This window comes from Streptomyces sp. NPDC026673, assembly GCF_040638135.1.
In the GTDB taxonomy this organism is placed as follows: Bacteria; Actinomycetota; Actinomycetes; order Streptomycetales; family Streptomycetaceae; genus Actinacidiphila.
Window position 1 is genome coordinate 1 of the sequence record NZ_JBEZXR010000015.1, and the last position, 16,424, is coordinate 16,424.

The window sequence follows — 16,424 nt, forward strand, 5'->3', positions numbered from 1 at the left end:
AATACACGTAAGTGTCCAGAACGCCCACCCCTACGACCCCGCCCCCTCCGTCTCGTAGCGCGCCTGATCCCCGGAGGGGGGTCAAAGGGGGGAACGCCCCTCCGCCACAACAACGCGCCGGAACACCGGCCCGCCGGCCGCACCTGCAAATCGGGCCAGCCCATGGAGGTGGATCGATGAGTTACTCGCGATGGCTCGACATCTACGAGTCGGCGTGGACCGACGCTTCCACGCTCGCAGGTCACACATGTCCACGCTGCGAACACGCTGATCTGAACCTGGTCTTCACGGCACCAAGGGTGCCTTCTCACGTCGTCATGGCCGCACTCTGGTGCGGTGCCTGTCTCCACGGGATCCATCTCGGGAGATGCCCCAAACCCGAGACCGCGAAGATCTGGAACCGGGACGACGCAGAACGCGAAAAGCCCATACCCAACTACACCCTCATTCCACCGGAGTAGGCCCTGCGCAATCCCTTCCCGCAGGCGCCGCGCTGCCCCCGTTGTGGCGGCGCGCTCACGTTGGCGGAGGGGCACTTTCCGTCTCACCCCCTCCGGGGATCAGGCGCGCTACGAGAGGGAGGGGGCGGGGGAGGTGGGGGCACCCCCGGCCGAAGGCTGGGGGTGGGTGGGCGTTCTGGACACTGGGCGTATTTGTGTGCGGCACAGACGGCACTGACTTGGACCGCCCGCCATGCACGTAAATATGCGTCCAGAATGGCCAGCCCCGGAGGCCCCGCACCCGGCCCACCCACATACGCAGCGGCGCGGTACCTGACCGCGCCGGATGGGGGCACCCCCGGCCGAAGGTTGGGGGAGGGCGGGAGGGTGGGGAAAAACCCAACCGCAACCACAACGGCGCCGCACACAATCACCCCGGGCAGCGCTCACCGTGAATCGGGGCGTCCACGCCCCGAAGCGGACGCCCCGATCCCCCCTTGCGGTGCGCCACGAACTCCGCCGCAATGGACAGCGCCGTCTCCTCCGGCGTGCGCGCACCGAGGTCGAGCCCGATCGGGCTGTGCAGCCGCCCCAGTTCGGCCTCGCCGAGGCCCGTCCCGCGCAGCCGCTCCAGGCGCTGCTCGTGCGTGCGCCGGGAGCCCATGGCCCCGACGTAGGCGACCGGCATGCGCAGGGCCCGCTCCAGCAGCGGCACGTCGAACTTGGCGTCGTGGGTCAGGACGCACACCACGGTGCGTCCGTCGACCCGGGTGCGCTCCAGATAGCGGTGCGGCCACTCCACGACGACCTCGTCCGCCTCCGGGAAGCGCCGGGCCGTCGCGAAGACCGGGCGGGCGTCGCAGACCGTCACCCGGTAGCCGAGGAACGCGCCGACCCGCACCAGGGCGGCGGCGAAGTCGATCGCGCCGAAGACCAGCAGGCGCGGCGGCGGGACGCTCGCCTCGACCAGCAGCGTGAGCGGCTCCCCGCAGCGGCCGCCGTCCGCGCCGATGCCGACGGTCCCGGTGCGGCCGGCGTCCAGCAAGGCGCGGGCCTCGGCCGCGGCGGTGCGGTCCAGCCCCGAGTCGCCGAGGGTGCCCTCGTACGTCCCGCCGGGGCGCACGAGCAGGGCCCGGCCGGGCAGGCCGGCGGGGCCCGCCACGACCCGGGCCAGCGCCGCCGCCTCCCCGCGGGAAGCGGCGGCCAGCGCCCCGGCGAGCTGCGGCGGCTCTCCGGGCGCGATCCGCTGGACGAAGATGTCGATGACGCCGCCGCAGGTCAGTCCCACGGCGAAGGCGTCGTCATCGGAGTATCCGAAGCGCCGGAGCACGGGTTCGCCGGTCTCCAGCACCTCCTGGCAGAGCTCGTAGACGGCGCCTTCCACGCATCCGCCGGACACGCTGCCGACCGCGGTGCCCGCGGCGTCGACGGCCAGCGCGGCACCGGGCTCCCGCGGGGCGCTGCCGCCCACCGAGACGACGGTGGCGACGGCGAAGGGCCTGCCCTCGGCGGACCAGCGGTGCAGCTCGTCGGCGATGTCCAGCATGCGTTGACTCCTCCTAACCGACGCCGAGCCAGCCCTCGATGGGGTGCAGGGCGAAGTAGACGACGAAGACGGCCGTGAGCACCCACATGAAGACGCCGGGCTCGCGGTACCTGCCCTGGGCCGACGTGATCGCGGTGTAGGCGATGACTCCGGCGCCGACCCCGGCGGTGATGGAGTAGGTGAAGGGCATCAGGGCCACCGTCAGGAAGACGGGTACGGCCACCGAGCGGTCGCCCCAGTCCACGTGCCGCGCGTTGCCCATCATCATGGCGCCGATCACGACCAGGGCCGCGGCGGCGACCTGGCCGGGGACGATCTGCGCCAGCGGGGTGAGGAACAGCCCGGCGGCGAAGAGCACTCCGGTGACCACGGAGGACAGGCCCGTGCGGGCGCCCTCGCCGACGCCGGTGGCGGACTCGATGAAGACGGTCTGGCCGGAGGCCCCGGCCACCCCGCCGATCGCGCCGCCGGCGCCGTCGATGAACAGCGCCTTGCTCAGGCCCGGCATGCGCCCCTCGGCGTCGGTGAGCTTCGCCTCCGTGCCGACGCCGATGACGGTGGCCATCGCGTCGAAGAAGCCGGCCAGCACGAGGGTGAAGACGATCATGCCGACGCCAAGTGTCCCGATGTGCTCCCAGCCGCCGAACCCGACGTGTCCGAACAGCCCGAAGTCGGGTGCGGAGACGATGCTGCCGGGCAGTTCGGGGACGGTCAGTCCCCACACCTTCGCGTCGGTGCCGCCGGCCGCGTGGACGGTCACGGCGAGGACGGTGCCGGCGACGATGCCGATGAGGATCGCGCCGGGCACCTCGCGTGCCTGCAGCATGAAGATCAGCAGCAGGGTGACGCAGAAGACCAGAACCGGCCAGCCGGCCAGCTGCCCGCCCGCGCCCAGGGTGAGCGGGCTGCCCTCGCCCCGGCCCACGAACCCGGCGTTGACCAGCCCGATCAGGGCGATGAACATGCCGATGCCGATGGTGATCCCGTACTTCAGCGGCAGCGGGATCGCGTTCATGATGACCTCCCGCAGGCCGGAGACCACCAGGAGCACGATCACCGCGCCGTACAGCACGCACATCCCCATCGCCTGCGGCCAGGTCATGTGCGGGGCGACCTGCGCGGCGAGCACTCCGGAGACGGACAGGCCCGCGGCGAGGGCGAGCGGCACCTTGCCGACGAGGCCCATCAGGAGCGTGGAGACGGCGGCGGCCAGCGCCGTCGCCGTGATCAGGCCGGTCTGGCCGAGCCGGTGGCCGTCGACGTCGGGGCCGGACAGCAGCAGCGGGTTGAGCAGCAGGATGTACGCCATCGCCATGAAGGTCGTCAGACCACCGCGGAGTTCGCGGGCGACGGTCGAGCCGCGTGCGGATATGTGGAAGTACCGGTCGAGCCGGGTCCGTACGGCGGGCCGGCGCGCCGGCGTGCCGGGGTCGTCCGGGGCGGTCGCGTGCAGGGCTGACGGGGTCGACTGGGTCATGCGGTGCCACTCCCAAGGTTCACAGGGACACCCGGACGACTTGCGCCGTACGGGATTTGGGATGGTCCGCAGCACGACCCGGGGGACGGCCCGAGAGTGGTGCGGTGGACCGCCCGGCGCCGGACGGCGCCGGGCGGGGGCTGTCTCACGTACCGGTCAGGTGCTCCGGTCGTACCGGTACGCGGCTCAGGGCGAGCCCGGTCGCCGCGCGGATCGCGGCGACGACGGCCGGGGTGGAGGACAGGGTCGGGGCCTCGCCGACGCCACGCAGCCCGTACGGGGCGTGGTCGTCGGCGAGTTCGAGGACGTCGACCGGGATCGGCGGCGTGTCGAGGATGGTGGGGATCAGGTAGTCGGTGAAGGACGGGTTGCGCACCATGGCCTTGTCGGAGACGAGGATCTCCTCCATGACGGCCAGGCCCAGGCCCTGGGTCGTGCCGCCCTGGATCTGGCCGAGGACCGACAGCGGGTTGAGCGCCTTGCCGACGTCCTGGGCGCAGGCGAGTTCGACGACCTTGACCAGGCCGAGTTCGGTGTCCACCTCCACGACGGCGCGGTGCGCGGCGAAGGAGTACTGGACGTGCCCGCGCCCCTGGCCGGTGCGCAGGTCGAAGGGCTCGGTGGGGCGGTGCCGCCACTCCCGCTCGATGTCGATCGCCTCGTCGCCCAGCACCTCGGCGAGCTCCGCCAGCACCTCGCCGCCGTCGGTGACCACCTTGCCGCCCTCCAGCAGGAGTTCGGCGGTGGCCCAGGCCGGGTGGTGGGTGCCGAGCTTGGCCCGGCCCATCTCCAGGACGCGTTCGCGCACCGCCTCGCAGGTGTGCTTCACCGCGCCGCCGGTGACGTAGGTCTGCCGGGAGGCGGAGGTGGAGCCGGCCGAACCGACCCGCGTGTCGGCCGGGTCGATGGTGACCTGGGTGACGCCGAGCTCGGTGCGGGCGATCTGCGCGTGGACGGTGACGCCGCCCTGGCCGACCTCGGCCATCGCGGTGTGCACGGTGGCCACCGGCTCGCCGGCGATCACCTCCAGCCGGACGCGGGCGGTGGAGTAGTCGTCGAACCCCTCGGAGAAGCCGACGTTCTTGATGCCGACCGCGTAGCCGACGCCGCGGACGACGCCCTCGCCGTGGGTGGTGTTGGACAGCCCGCCGGGAAGGGCGCGCACGTCCACCGCGCCGCCCGCGCTCTCCCACTCCCGCTCGGGCGGCATCGGCATCGCCTTGACCCGGCGCAGCAGTTCCGCGACGGGCGCCGGGGAGTCGACGATCTGCCCGGTGGGCATGACGCTGCCCTGGGACATGGCGTTGATCCGCCGGAACTCCACCGGGTCCATGTCGAGGGCGGCGGCCAGCTTGTCCATCTGCGCCTCGTAGGCGAAGCAGGCCTGGACCGCGCCGAAACCGCGCATGGCGCCGCAGGGCGGGTTGTTGGTGTAGAGCGCGAGGGCCTCGATGTCGACGTCCTCGATGACGTACGGACCGGCGCTGAGGGAGGAGGCGTTGCCGACGACGGCCGGGGAGGAGGAGGCGTAGGCGCCGCCGTCCAGCACGATGCGGCACCGCATGTGGGTGATCTTCCCGTCGCGGGTGGCGCCGTGCTCGTAGTGCAGCCTGGCGGGGTGCCGGTGGACGTGCCCGAAGAAGGACTCGAAGCGGTTGTAGACCATCTTGACGGGCTTGCCGGTGCGCAGCGCCAGCAGGCAGGCGTGGATCTGCATCGACAGGTCCTCCCGCCCGCCGAAGGCGCCGCCGACGCCGGAGAGCGTCATGCGGACCTTCTCCTCGGGGAGGCCCAGGACGGGGGCGATCTGGCGCAGGTCGGCGTGGAGCCACTGGGTGGCGATGTAGAGGTCGACGCCGCCGTCCTCGGCCGGGACGGCGAGGCCCGACTCGGGGCCCAGGAACGCCTGGTCCTGCATGCCGACCTCGTAGTCGCCGGTGACGATCACGTCGGCGCGCCGGGCGGCCGCGTCGGCGTCGCCGCGGACGATCGGCTGGCGGTGGACGATGTTGGGGTGCGGGACGTGGCCGCTGTGGTGGTCGGTGCGGTCCGCGTGGATCAGCGGCGCGCCGGGGGCGGTGGCGGTGGCCTCGTCGACGACGACGGGCAGTTCCCGGTACTCGACCCGGATCCTGGCGGCGGCGCGGCGGGCGGTCTCGGGGTGGTCGGCGGCGACCAGCGCGACCGGTTCGCCGTGGTGGCGGACCCGGCCGTGGGCGAGGACGGGGGTGTCCTGGATCTCCAGGCCGTAGTGCCGCACGTCGGTGGGCAGGTCGTCATAGGTGAGCACGGCGTACACGCCGGGCTGCGCCAGCGCCTGCGAGACATCCAGGGAGACGATCTCGGCGTGCGCGTGCGGGCTGCGCAGCGTGTGGCCCCAGATCATGTCCTCGTGCCACAGGTCGGAGGCGTAGGCGAACTCGCCGGTGGTCTTGAGGACGCCGTCGGGGCGCAGCGTGGACTCGCCGATGCCGCCGCGGGTCTCGCTGCCCTGGGTGGTGGGAGTGGGGGTACGGGTCACGCCCATCGCGGTCAGGCCTCCGTCCCCGTACGGGCGGCCGCGAGGCGGACCGCGTCGAGGATCTTCTCGTAGCCGGTGCAGCGGCACAGGTTGCCGGAGAGGGCCTCCCGGATGTCGGCGTCGGTGGGCTGGGGGGTGTGCTCCAGCAGTTCGTCGGCGGCGACCAGCAGCCCCGGGGTGCAGAAGCCGCACTGGACGGCACCGGCGTCGATGAACGCCTGCTGTACCGGCGACAGTTCCGTGGCGGGGCCGGCGGGACGGGCCTGCCACCGCTGTGCGGCGCCCGGGTCGGTGCCGGGGCCGGCCTCGCCCGTGTCGCGCTCCTTGGCGAAGTCCGCCAGGCCCTCGACGGTGACGACCTCGCGGTCCTGCACCTGGCCGGCGGCGACCAGGCAGGCGCAGACCGGCACGCCGTCCAGCCGGACCGTGCAGGAACCGCACTCGCCCTGCTCACAGGCGTTCTTGGAGCCGGGCAGGCCCATGCGCTCGCGCAGGACGTAGAGCAGGCTCTCGCCCTCCCACACGTCGTCGGCCTCCTGGCGCCGTCCGTTGACGGTGAAGGTCACGCGCATCGGGCGCTCCTCTCGTTGCCGCGGTACTCGTCCCAGGTCCAGCCGAGGGTGCGGCGGGCCATGACCTTCAGGGCGTGGCGGCGGTAGGCGGCGCTGCCGCGTACGTCGTCGATGGGGCTGGCGCAGCCGGCGACCAGTTCCGCGAACTGGCCTGCCACGGACGGCGGGATGATCCCGCCGCTGTCCCACAGCCCCTCCTCCTCCAGGGCCGCGGTGAGGAACTCCTCGGCGGTGCCGGCGCGGATCGGGGTGGGGGCCGCCGAACCGATGCCCGTGCGTACCGTGCGGGTGGCCGGGTGCAGGGCCAGGCCGAAGGCGCAGACCGCGATGACCATGGCGTTGCGGGTGCCGACCTTGGAGAACTGCTGGGGGCCGTCGGCCTTGGCGATGTGCACGGCGCGGATCAGCTCGTCCGGGGCGAGCGCGTTGCGCTTCACGCCGGTGTAGAACTCCTCGACCGGGATGAGCCGGGTGCCGCGTACGGACACCGCCTCCACCTCGGCTCCGGCGGCGAGCAGCGGCGGGTGGGAGTCCCCGGCCGGAGAGGCGGCGCCGAGGTTGCCCCCGACGCTCCCGCGGTTGCGGATCTGCGGCGAGCCCACGGTGCGGGCGGCCAGGGCGAGGCCCGGCAGCTCCGTGCCCAGGGCCTCGATGACGCGGGTGTAGGGGACCGCGGCGCCCAGCCGTACGGTCTCCTCCCCCACCTCCCACTCGTACAGGTCGCCGACGCGGTTCAGGTCCAGCAGGACATCGGGCCGGCGGTGGTCGAAGTTGAGCTCGACCATCACATCGGTGCCACCCGCGATGGGTACCGCCGTGGGATGCTCCGCCTTCGCGGCGAGTGCCTCCTCCCAGCTTGCGGGACGCAGGAAGTCCATGAGCGCTCTCTTCTTCGTCGGGGGGACGGGATGGCTTTTCATGTCCTGTTCACGCTGTGTGACCCAGTACACGTCCGGGTACCCTTCCGGGTGCAGTCACCGAACGCATGAAGCACTTGGCTGGTCGGTACGCTGGCCTTGTAGATTCCTCCGAAAGACGCGGACCTGAAACCTGTCGGCATCGACACGGCAACACCGATGCGACCAAGCGGGCGCCACCCTGGTACCGCCCCGGACAAGGAAGCGTTCGAGACAAGGCGACGACGATGCGGCTGCGCGCACTGCTGGACACCGATGCCCTCGGCCTGCGGCTGCTCGGCGGCGAGGACGAGCTGGACCGCACGGTCCGCGGTGTGATGACCACCGACCTGAAGGACCCCAGCCGCTACCTCTCCGGCGGCGAGCTGGTGCTGACCGGGCTGGCGTGGCGCCGCGAGCCGGAGGACTCGGAGCGCTTCGTGCGGATCCTCACGGCGGCCGGCGTCGCCGGACTCGCGGCGGGCGAGGCCGAACTGGGGTCCGTCCCCGACGACCTGGTGCTGGCCTGCGCCCGGCACCGGCTGCCGCTGTTCGCGGTGGACGAGGACGTCGCCTTCGCCTCCATCACCGAGCACGTCGTACGCCAGGTGTCCACCGAGCGCGCCGGGGATCTGGCGGCCGTGGTGGAGCGGCACCGGCGCCTGATGACGTCCGGCCCCGAGGGCGGTGGCCCCGACGCCGTACTCGACCTGCTCGGCAGCGATCTGGACCTGAGGGCCTGGGTGCTCTCCACGACCGGCCGCCGGATCGCCGGCTCGGACCACCCGCTGCCCGGCGGCGTACGGGCCGAACTCGCCGGGGAGCACCTGGCCGCGGCGCGGACCGGCCGTCCGTCGCCGCACCGCGCCTTCACCGCGGGCCGCCACTACTCGCTCTTCCCCATCCGCAGCGGCGACCCGGCCGACGACATCCGGGGCACCCTGCTGTCGGACTGGTTCCTCGCGGTCGACGCCGACGCGGGCGACTGGCCGGCCGAGCGGCTGGACCTGCTGGACGGCGTCACCCAGCTCATCGCCGTCGAACGCGACCGGCGGGACGCGGCGCGCACCGTGCGCCGCCGGCTGGCGGCCGAGGTGATGGACCTGGTGCAGACCGGCGCGCCGCCAGGCGAGATCGCGGCGCGGCTGCGGGTCGCCGCGCCCGTCCTGGTGCCGGGGCTCGGCACCGCTCCGCACTGGCAGGTCGTCGTCGCCCGCGTCGACTGGGCGGGCGGCGGGCCCGCCGCGGGACCGGTCGCCCAGGCGCTGCTGGAGGAGGCCCTGGTGGACCCCGGCGCGGTGGGCCCCGACCCGGCCGACCGCATCGCCGTCGCCCACGGGGGCGAGGAGGCGATGGCCCTGGTGCCCCTGTCCTCGCTCGAGTCCGACGGCCCCGCCCCCGAGCTGTCCGCCCGGGGACTGCTGGACGTCCTGCGCGGGCCCCTCACCCGGGGCCTCGACGGGGACGGCAGGCTCACCGTCGGCGTCAGCGCCACCGTCCACTCCGCCGAGGGGCTGCGCGGCGCCCTGGAGGAGGCCCGCCACGCCCGCCGCGTCGCGGCCGCCCGCCCGGGCCGGGTGTGCGTCGCCGGCCACGAGGAGCTGGCCTCCCACGTCCTCCTGCTGCCGTTCGTCCCCGACGACGTACGCCGCGCCTTCACCGCCCGGCTCCTGGACCCGCTGCGCGCCTACGACCGGCGGCACCGCGCGGAGCTCATCCCGACCCTCGAGGCCTTCCTCGAGTGCGACGGCTCCTGGACGCGCTGCGCGAACCGGCTGCATCTGCACGTCAACACTCTGCGCTACCGCATCGGCAGGATCGAGCAACTCACGGGGCGTGACCTGTCGCGCCTGGAGGACAAGCTGGACTTCTTCCTGGCCCTGCGGATGAGCTGACGGAGGTCCGTCCCGGCCGGTTCGGCGCCCGGGCGGGCTCGCTCGGGGATTCGGGGGCCGGGTGAATCGAGTCCGGTGCCCTGGGGCCGTTGCGGGTGCGCCGGGAGGGCCGGACGGGAGCGCCGGAAACGCGCCGCGGGAGTGCGAACCGCGGCCGAGCCCACGCGAGAGCCTCGTCGCGGTCGCCCGAACTCGCCGCCCTCCGACAGCGGCTGGGGATGCAAGGTCCCCCCATGGATCGGGCGCCGCACCAGGGACGACTGCCGCGGTACCCGGGTCGCACGGGCGCTTCCTCGGGGTCGAGTGGTACCGGTCGTTCACCAGGTCGCATCTGCCGTAGCCGCGCGCCGCGTTGGCGGCGTCCGGCGCGACGAGGCCCCGAGACGCAGTGCGGCGACGGTGGCGCCGACGGCACCGATACGGGCACGGGTCGGGACATGCGCACGGCCTGTCACCTCCACGCCACAGGCGGCCGGTGAACACCATGCGCCCCACCGGATACGGCACGGATGCGGCCCGGTTGCGGGGCGCTTGCGGCACCGGAGATCAATTCGCGGGCGGGAAATCGATCACGGTGGCGTCCGCCCTCTTGGCGTGGCACCCGGTGTCGTGCTGGACTTCGCCCCAACCGGCTCGATGACGCGCTTCGGGGAGGGCAAGTGGCGGAAACCGCCATGTCGGACGCAGAGGTGGGACCGAAGGTGCCGGGTGGCGGCACGCCGCCCGATGTGTCGCGGCTGCGGGGCCGCGGGTGCTGGACGGAGGCCGCGGAGCTGCTCGCGCCCCATGCGGAGCGACTGCCCGAGGCGGCGACGGGGCGGGCTGCCCTGCTCATCGAACGCTGCATGTTCACACTGGACGGCTGGGCGGAGGCGGAGGACGCACTGCGCGCCGCGGAGGCCCTGGCCCGCACCGACGACGAGCGTGGCGAGGCCGCCTGCGAACGCGGGCACCTGGCGTACCTGGCGACGCTCTTCGGGATCCGCGACCGGGCCGACGAGGCGCGGGCCGCCCTGATGCGCGGCGCCGCGCTGCTGGCACCGGGCGCGGCGGGGCGGCCGCTGCTGGACTTCCGGCGCGGGCTGATCGCGGAGAACCTGGGCGGCGACCCGGCGGCGGCGCGCGCCTCGTACCGCCGGGCGCACGCGGGGGCGGTGGCCCACGAGGACGTGCTGCTGACCTCCTACACCTGGCGGCACCTGGCGGGTCTCGCGGCCCTCGACGGCGAGCTCGCCGACGCACGCCGCGGCTTCGCCGAGTCGCTCCGGATCCGCGTACGGATCGGCTACGCCGTCGGGGTCGCACCCGCCCTGGTCGCGCTCGCCGGAGTGCAGCCCGACCCCGAGGCCGAGCGGCTGCGCGCCGAGGCGGCGCGGCTGTTCCGGATGCTGGGCGGCGTGCCCGTGTGGCTCGCCGAGGACGTGGACGTGGACGTGGACGCCGGCTGACGTCACGCCCCGGAGAAGTGCTCGCGCACGAGTGATTCCGCCGCGGCGAGGTCGCCGGCGACCAGCGCCTCGAGCAGGACCGCGTGCTGGGTGGCGTCGGCGATCAGCCGGGCGCTGACGCCGCGCACGGGAGCGCTCCCGCCGGGGCGGGCATGCGCGTGGTTCTCGGTGACCGGCCACTGGGCCCGGCGGTGCAGCTCGTCGGCGACGGCGACGAGCTGCCGGTTGCCGGAGAGTTCCAGCAGCGCGCGGTGGAAAGCGCGGTCCGCCTCGGCGTAGGCGACACGGTCGCCGAGGGCCGCGGCGGCCACGGTGGCCTCGGCGAGCGGGCGCAGCTGCTCCCAGCGGGACGCGGGAAGGGTGCGGGCCAGCCGGAGCACGACGGGGACCTCGAGGAGCGCCCGGACCTCGGCGAGCTCGGCGAGGTCCCGGCTGCTGCGCTCGGCGACCCGGAAGCCCTTGTTGGGCAGGGCCTCCACGGCACCCTCGCGGGCCAGCAGCTGCATCGCCTCGCGCACGGGGGTGGCGGACACCCCGAAGCGCTCGGCGAGCGCCGGAGCGGAGTACACGGATCCCGGCCGCAGCTCCCCGGTGACCAGGGCGCCGCGCAGGGCGTGCAGGACCTGGTCCCGCACGGTGTGCCGCTCGGGCAGGCGGCGCGGGCGGGGGAGCCCTTCGGCGCGCCCCGGGGCGGGCTCGGCCCCGGGTTCGGCGTGCGGGTGGGCGCCCCTGACCCGTTCGTCGTGGCCCGGGGGCTGAGCGGGGGCCGCCGCGGCGGGCGCCGCGGGGCGCCGCGCGGCGCGGGGGGCGTACTCCACAGTGGCTCCTTCGGACAGTCGTGTGCGCTGGCGCACTCCCGCGGGGAATATGCGCCGCCTCCTATTGCAACACGCTCCGGGACCTGCTTCGAGACCCCGGTGCGGCACCTCTTCCCGGGCGGGATCGACCGGGGCGGGACCCACCTCATGCGGATCCGTCGCCCATGCCCCCTGATCACCCGTCAGGCGCAGGTTTCAACTCGATCAACTGAGCTAAACCCACTTCCCAGTTCGAGCATTCTGTCCACCTCGTCCCACGCCACCCCTCCGTTGGCGTTCTCTTGCCCTGAAACCGCGTCACGCGCCCCAGGCGTTCGCCAGGATGGCGCGCGGACGCCGTCTCGCGGCCCGAGCGCGACGGTACTGCGACGCAAGGAATCGCACGATGAGACTTACGGACATAACGCTGGACTGGGCGCTGCCGGCCGCCCTGTGTCTGGCGGTCCTCGCCGCCGCGGCGGTGATCCTGCGCAACCGCAAGGCCCGCAAGGATGAAGCGGGCCAGGCCGATTCCTGGGAGCGCGCCGAGGAGCGGCGCCGCAAGAAGGAGGCCCTGTACGGCACGGCTTCCTACGTCCTGCTCTTCGGCTGCGCCTCGGTCGCCGCAGCCTTGTCCTTCCACGGCCTGGTCGGCTTCGGCCGGCAGAACCTCGGGCTCTCCGGCGGCTGGGAGTACCTGGTGCCGTTCGGTCTCGACGGCGCGACGATGTTCTGCTCGGTGCTCGCCGTGCGCGAGGCGAGCCACGGTGACGCGGCGCTGGGCTCGCGCCTGCTGGTGTGGCTGTTCGCGGGCGCGGCGGCCTGGTTCAACTGGGTGCACGCCCCCCGCGGCGGGGGCCACGCGGGCGCTCCGGAGTTCTTCGCGGGCATGTCCCTGTCGGCGGCCGTCCTCTTCGACCGCGCCCTGAAGCAGACCCGCCGGGCCGCCCTGCGCGAGCAGGGGCTGATCCCGCGGCCGCTGCCGCAGATCCGCATGGTCCGCTGGTTGCGCGCGCCCCGCGAGACGTACGGCGCCTGGTCGCTGATGCTGCTCGAGGGCGTCCGCACCCTGGACGAGGCCGTCGAGGAGGTCCGCGAGGAGCGTGCCCGCAAGGAGCAGGAGGCCATGCGCCGCCGCGAGCACGAGCGCCTGGAGCGGGCCCGGATCAAGGCGATCAACCGGCAGCACCGGATCTGGAACCGCGGGGGCAGCAAGTACGAGCTGCCCGCCTCGGCCTCGGCCGGGGCCCAGACCGGCGCGGAGCCTGCCATAGAACCGGAGAAGGCCGAACTGCCCCTGCGCTCACGGCCCGCCCTGTCGCCCGTACGTGAGGAGGCCGGTCGTACGACGATCGACCTCACGGCCGAGGACGACACCATGGCACTGCCCAAGCTGGACTCCCTGGAGCGCAAGCTCGCCGACCTGGAGCGCCAGTACGGCTGACCCCGGCATTCACGACGTCTCATCAGATCGCTGCCCCGGTCCGGTTCCCCGGCCGGGGCAGCGGCCTTTCCCGGGACGGTACGGCCGCGGCTCAGCAGGCGCCGGCGTCGAGTTCGAACCAGACGATCTTGCCGGTGCCGTCGCCGTCGGGACGGACGCCCCATGCGTCGGCGAGCGACTGGACGAGCAGCAGTCCGCGACCGGAGGTGCGGCGTTCGGAGGGGGCGCGCAGGCGCGGGTGGCGGGTGGTGAAGTCCCGTACTTCGACGCGCAGTCGGCGGTCGGCCCCGGGCGGCAGCGTCACGGTGAGGACGGCGCCGCGGTCGGTGTGGCGGAGGGCGTTGGTGACGAGTTCGGTGGTGAGGAGTTCGGCGGTGTCGGCGAGGGCGGGCACGCCCCAGTGCCGTAACGCCTCACGCAGCACCCTGCGGACGTCGGCGACGGCCGGCAGGTCGGCACGCTGGAGAGGCCGGTGCAGCCGGCGCACCTCGGCGGGCCCACCGGCGTCCCTGCCGCCCGGCTGGACAGGCTGACGTTCCATCGGCTCCGCTCCGGCCACTGAGCCCTTTCGGGTTCGAACATCTACGCGCAATGCATGCCCCACCACGGCCACGCCCAGTCATGGAGCGGGGACGGAGCGCTTTCCACATGCATTGCATGCAATGCATGCAATGGATACAGTGGTGGTGTGCAGCAGACGGACGCCGCGCGCACGCGGCTGCGGGAACTGATCCTGGACGGGGTGTACGCCCCCGGCCAGCGCCTGACCGAGCTCGAGGCCGCGGCGGCGCTGGCGATGAGCCGTACGCCGGTGCGGGAGGCGTTCCGGGCGCTGGTGGCCGACGGCCTGGTCCGCTCGTCGGGGCGCGGGGTGAGCGTGGTCGAACTGGGGCCGGAGGCGCTGCGGCACGCGTATCAGGTGCGGGGGGTGCTGGAGGGGCTGACCGCGGAGCTGGCCGCGGAGCGCCAGCGGCGCGGGGAGATAGCGCCCGCCGAACTGACCGCGCTGGAACGGCTCGCAGCGGGCGCCGAGGAGGCCACCGCCGCGGGCCGGCTGGTGGAGGCCGTCCGGCACAACCGGTGCTTCCACGCCAGGATCGCCGCCCTGTCGGCGAATCCGGTGGCGGCCGCCTCGCTGGAGCGGTTGTGGGACCAGATCCAGGTCTCCACACGGCGGTCGCTGGCCGCGCCGGAGAGGCCCGACCAGGTCGCCGCGCAGCATCGCCGGCTGCTCGAGGCCATCGTGGCGGGCCGAGGCCGGGAGGCCCACGCGGCGGCCCGCGAACACGTCATGGACACCTGTGCCGCCTCCGAGCGGAACGGCACGCAGGAAGAGGAGCGTTAGCCGTGCCGGACATCAGCAGACGCCACACCTACGCGACCGAGGTCACCTGGACGGGGAACCGGGGCCCGGGCACCAGCACGTACCGCGGCTACGGCCGGGACCACGAGATCACCGCCCCCGGTCTGCCCGTGCCGCCGATATCCGGAAGCTCGGACCCCGCCTTCCGCGGCGACTCCGCCCGATGGAACCCCGAACAACTGCTCCTCGCGGCGCTCTCGCAGTGCCACATGCTGTCGTACCTGCACGTGTGCACCGTCGCGGGCGTGGTGGTCACCTCGTACACCGACCGGGCCGAGGGCACGCTGCAGGAGACCGCCGACGGCGGCGGCCACTTCACCGACGCCCTGCTGCGGCCCCGGGTCGAAGTGGCCTCCGCCGCCATGGTGGAGGCTGCGGCCGCGTTGCACGCCGAGGCCAACCGGTTGTGCTTCATCGCGAACTCGGTGGACTTCCCCGTACGGCACGAGGCGGAGGTCACCGTCGCGGCCGGCGCCTGACGGACCGCACCGCACCGCCTCGACCGCCTCGCACCGACTCGCACCGCTCAGCGCAGGCCGCGCAGGACGTTGCCCTCGGTGGTGAGGTGGTGCGAGCGGTAGTCGAAGCGGCGTGCCCTGGCGAACAGCAGGTAGTAGTACTTCGCGTTCTCGCTGAACCAGTAGCCCGGGGTCAGGTCGCCCAGTTTCATCGGGCGGGCGGTCACGTCACGCACCACGGTGTAGCCGTTGGCCACCTTGCAGTACCGCTTCTGGCGCCGGAACATCTCGGCGGCCCGCTGCCGGTAGAGCTCCTTGCCCGTGGCGAGCCACAGGAACAGGCAGGAGTCCACGTATTCCGGGCGCAGCGGGTAGGAGGCGTCCAGGACCCGCATGCGGTGGTAGTCGACGCTCTCGGGCGGCAGGCGGAACGTGCCGAGGACCGTGGCCCAGCTGTCGTGGTAGGCCTCCCCCTCGGCGACCCGGCCGCTCTGGGCGAGCAGCCCGGCGTAGAAGGCGGTGAGTTCGGACTGGGCGTGCCCGGTGGCGGCGCCGGTCCGCATGTCCGCCTGGCGGAACCAGAGCCGTCCGGAGCGGCGTTCGGCGAGGTGCTCGAGGACGGCCCCGGTGAGGGTGGTGTACCAGATGCGGAGTTCCTCGTCGCCGTACAGCTCCCAGCCGTCCCAGAGGTACTCGTAGAAGGAGTCGACGGGCGGATCGAGGGTGGCGGTGGTGCCGGTCCACACGCCCGTCTCGACGTTCATGCCGGTGCCGAGCAGGTTCAGCCGCGAGCGGCGGTCGTAGACGGCGCGCAGGGCCTTCTTCGCGGCGTCGTAGTACTTCCGGTCGCCGGTGAGCCGGGACAGCTCGCCGAACTCCGTGATGCAGGTGCCGATCTCGGCGAGGTAGTTCTCCTTGCCGGAGACCGCGCCGGTGGCCAGGTTGACGTAGCGGTAGGGGGCCCCGGTGGGCGACCGGGTGAAGGCGGGCAGCAGCCGGTCCCCCAGTTCGCGGGCGCGGTCGAGCAGGACGGTGTCCTTGGTGGCGAGGTGCCCCGAGAGCAGACCGCCCACCAGGCGGATGATCGTCTCGAAGACCTGTACGGGGGCGTCCTGGCGGAGTACGAGGTCGTCGCGCACCCACTGGACCCCGGCCTCCAGTTCCTCGTCCAGCTCCATCAGGTAGAGCGTGTCGAGCGCCTCGACGATCGTCAGGCCGAGCGTGCCGCCCGGGATGAAGAAGTCCGAGCCGCCCCCCGCGAGCGGCCGCAGTTCGTCCCGTCCCCAGGCGAGCCTGCGGTAGGCGTCCCAGGCGCTGCGGAACTCGGTGACCGCGTCCCGGGCGAGCGCGGCGTACGGGTCGGGGGCGGCGACGGCCGTGCCGGGAAGGGACACGGACGGAACGGCGGCGAGGGGGCCGAGCCTGGCGGCGGCACCGAGCAACCTGCGCCGGGAGAGCCCGCCGGGACGCGCGATTCTTCTCATGCCCCGAAAACCGCGTCCGCCTTCCGGGCGTTACGGGACGCCACCGCATTGACGGGGAATCCATCCGGTGAGCCGACGCGAGG

At 73.4% G+C, this 16,424-nt stretch carries 13 protein-coding genes; 5 read left to right on the top strand and 8 right to left on the bottom strand.

Annotated features, from left to right (window positions below; translation table 11 throughout):
• Positions 1-870 precede the first annotated feature (870 nt).
• From AB0F62_RS13520 to AB0F62_RS13540, 5 genes are all read right to left on the bottom strand, one after another.
• Complete coding sequence (locus tag AB0F62_RS13520; protein WP_361796692.1) at positions 871-1,986, bottom strand: XdhC/CoxI family protein; 1,116 nt, start codon at positions 1,984-1,986, stop codon at positions 871-873.
• Between the two features lie 13 nt (positions 1,987-1,999).
• Positions 2,000-3,463, bottom strand: a complete 1,464-nt coding sequence (locus tag AB0F62_RS13525; RefSeq protein ID WP_361796695.1) for an NCS2 family permease — start codon at positions 3,461-3,463, stop codon at positions 2,000-2,002.
• 145 nt (positions 3,464-3,608) lie between these two features.
• Complete coding sequence (gene pucD / locus AB0F62_RS13530) at positions 3,609-5,990, bottom strand: xanthine dehydrogenase subunit D (RefSeq protein ID WP_361796698.1); 2,382 nt, start codon at positions 5,988-5,990, stop codon at positions 3,609-3,611.
• A gap of 5 nt (positions 5,991-5,995) precedes the next feature.
• Positions 5,996-6,556: a (2Fe-2S)-binding protein gene (locus AB0F62_RS13535; RefSeq protein ID WP_361796701.1), complete on the bottom strand. Its 561-nt coding sequence runs from the start codon at positions 6,554-6,556 to the stop codon at positions 5,996-5,998.
• Entirely contained in the window at positions 6,547-7,434 is an 888-nt protein-coding gene (locus AB0F62_RS13540) for an FAD binding domain-containing protein (RefSeq protein ID WP_361796704.1), read from the bottom strand. Before AB0F62_RS13540 ends, AB0F62_RS13535 begins: the two co-directional genes overlap by 10 nt.
• Positions 7,435-7,700: 266 nt before the next feature.
• Between AB0F62_RS13540 and AB0F62_RS13545 the strand changes: the two genes are divergently transcribed.
• Complete coding sequence (locus tag AB0F62_RS13545) at positions 7,701-9,347, top strand: PucR family transcriptional regulator ligand-binding domain-containing protein (RefSeq protein WP_361796707.1); 1,647 nt, start codon at positions 7,701-7,703, stop codon at positions 9,345-9,347.
• A 674-nt stretch (positions 9,348-10,021) separates the two neighbouring features.
• Positions 10,022-10,795 (top strand): hypothetical protein, encoded by a 774-nt coding sequence (locus AB0F62_RS13550; protein WP_361796710.1) that lies wholly within the window; start codon positions 10,022-10,024, stop codon positions 10,793-10,795.
• Positions 10,796-10,797: 2 nt separating this feature from the next.
• Here AB0F62_RS13550 and AB0F62_RS13555 read toward each other — a convergent pair whose 3' ends face one another.
• Entirely contained in the window at positions 10,798-11,613 is an 816-nt protein-coding gene (locus AB0F62_RS13555) for a GntR family transcriptional regulator (RefSeq protein ID WP_361796713.1), read from the bottom strand.
• 385 nt (positions 11,614-11,998) lie between these two features.
• On the opposite strand from AB0F62_RS13555, the gene AB0F62_RS13560 reads away from it, so the two are divergent.
• Positions 11,999-13,036 (top strand): DUF2637 domain-containing protein, encoded by a 1,038-nt coding sequence (locus tag AB0F62_RS13560; protein WP_361796716.1) that lies wholly within the window; start codon positions 11,999-12,001, stop codon positions 13,034-13,036.
• 91 nt (positions 13,037-13,127) lie between these two features.
• On the opposite strand, the gene AB0F62_RS13565 is transcribed toward AB0F62_RS13560, so the two are convergent.
• Positions 13,128-13,577 (bottom strand): ATP-binding protein, encoded by a 450-nt coding sequence (locus AB0F62_RS13565; protein WP_361796719.1) that lies wholly within the window; start codon positions 13,575-13,577, stop codon positions 13,128-13,130.
• A 147-nt stretch (positions 13,578-13,724) separates the two neighbouring features.
• Here AB0F62_RS13565 and AB0F62_RS13570 point away from each other — a divergent pair, with 147 nt between their 5' ends.
• A complete protein-coding gene (locus AB0F62_RS13570; RefSeq protein ID WP_361796722.1) occupies positions 13,725-14,381 on the top strand; it encodes a GntR family transcriptional regulator in 657 nt (218 codons plus the stop codon).
• 2 nt (positions 14,382-14,383) lie between these two features.
• Entirely contained in the window at positions 14,384-14,878 is a 495-nt protein-coding gene (locus AB0F62_RS13575; protein ID WP_361796725.1) for an OsmC family protein, read from the top strand.
• Positions 14,879-14,925: 47 nt separating this feature from the next.
• On the opposite strand, the gene AB0F62_RS13580 is transcribed toward AB0F62_RS13575, so the two are convergent.
• A complete protein-coding gene (locus AB0F62_RS13580) occupies positions 14,926-16,341 on the bottom strand; it encodes a glycoside hydrolase family 47 protein (RefSeq protein WP_361796728.1) in 1,416 nt (471 codons plus the stop codon).
• Between the last annotated feature and the right edge of the window lie 83 nt (positions 16,342-16,424).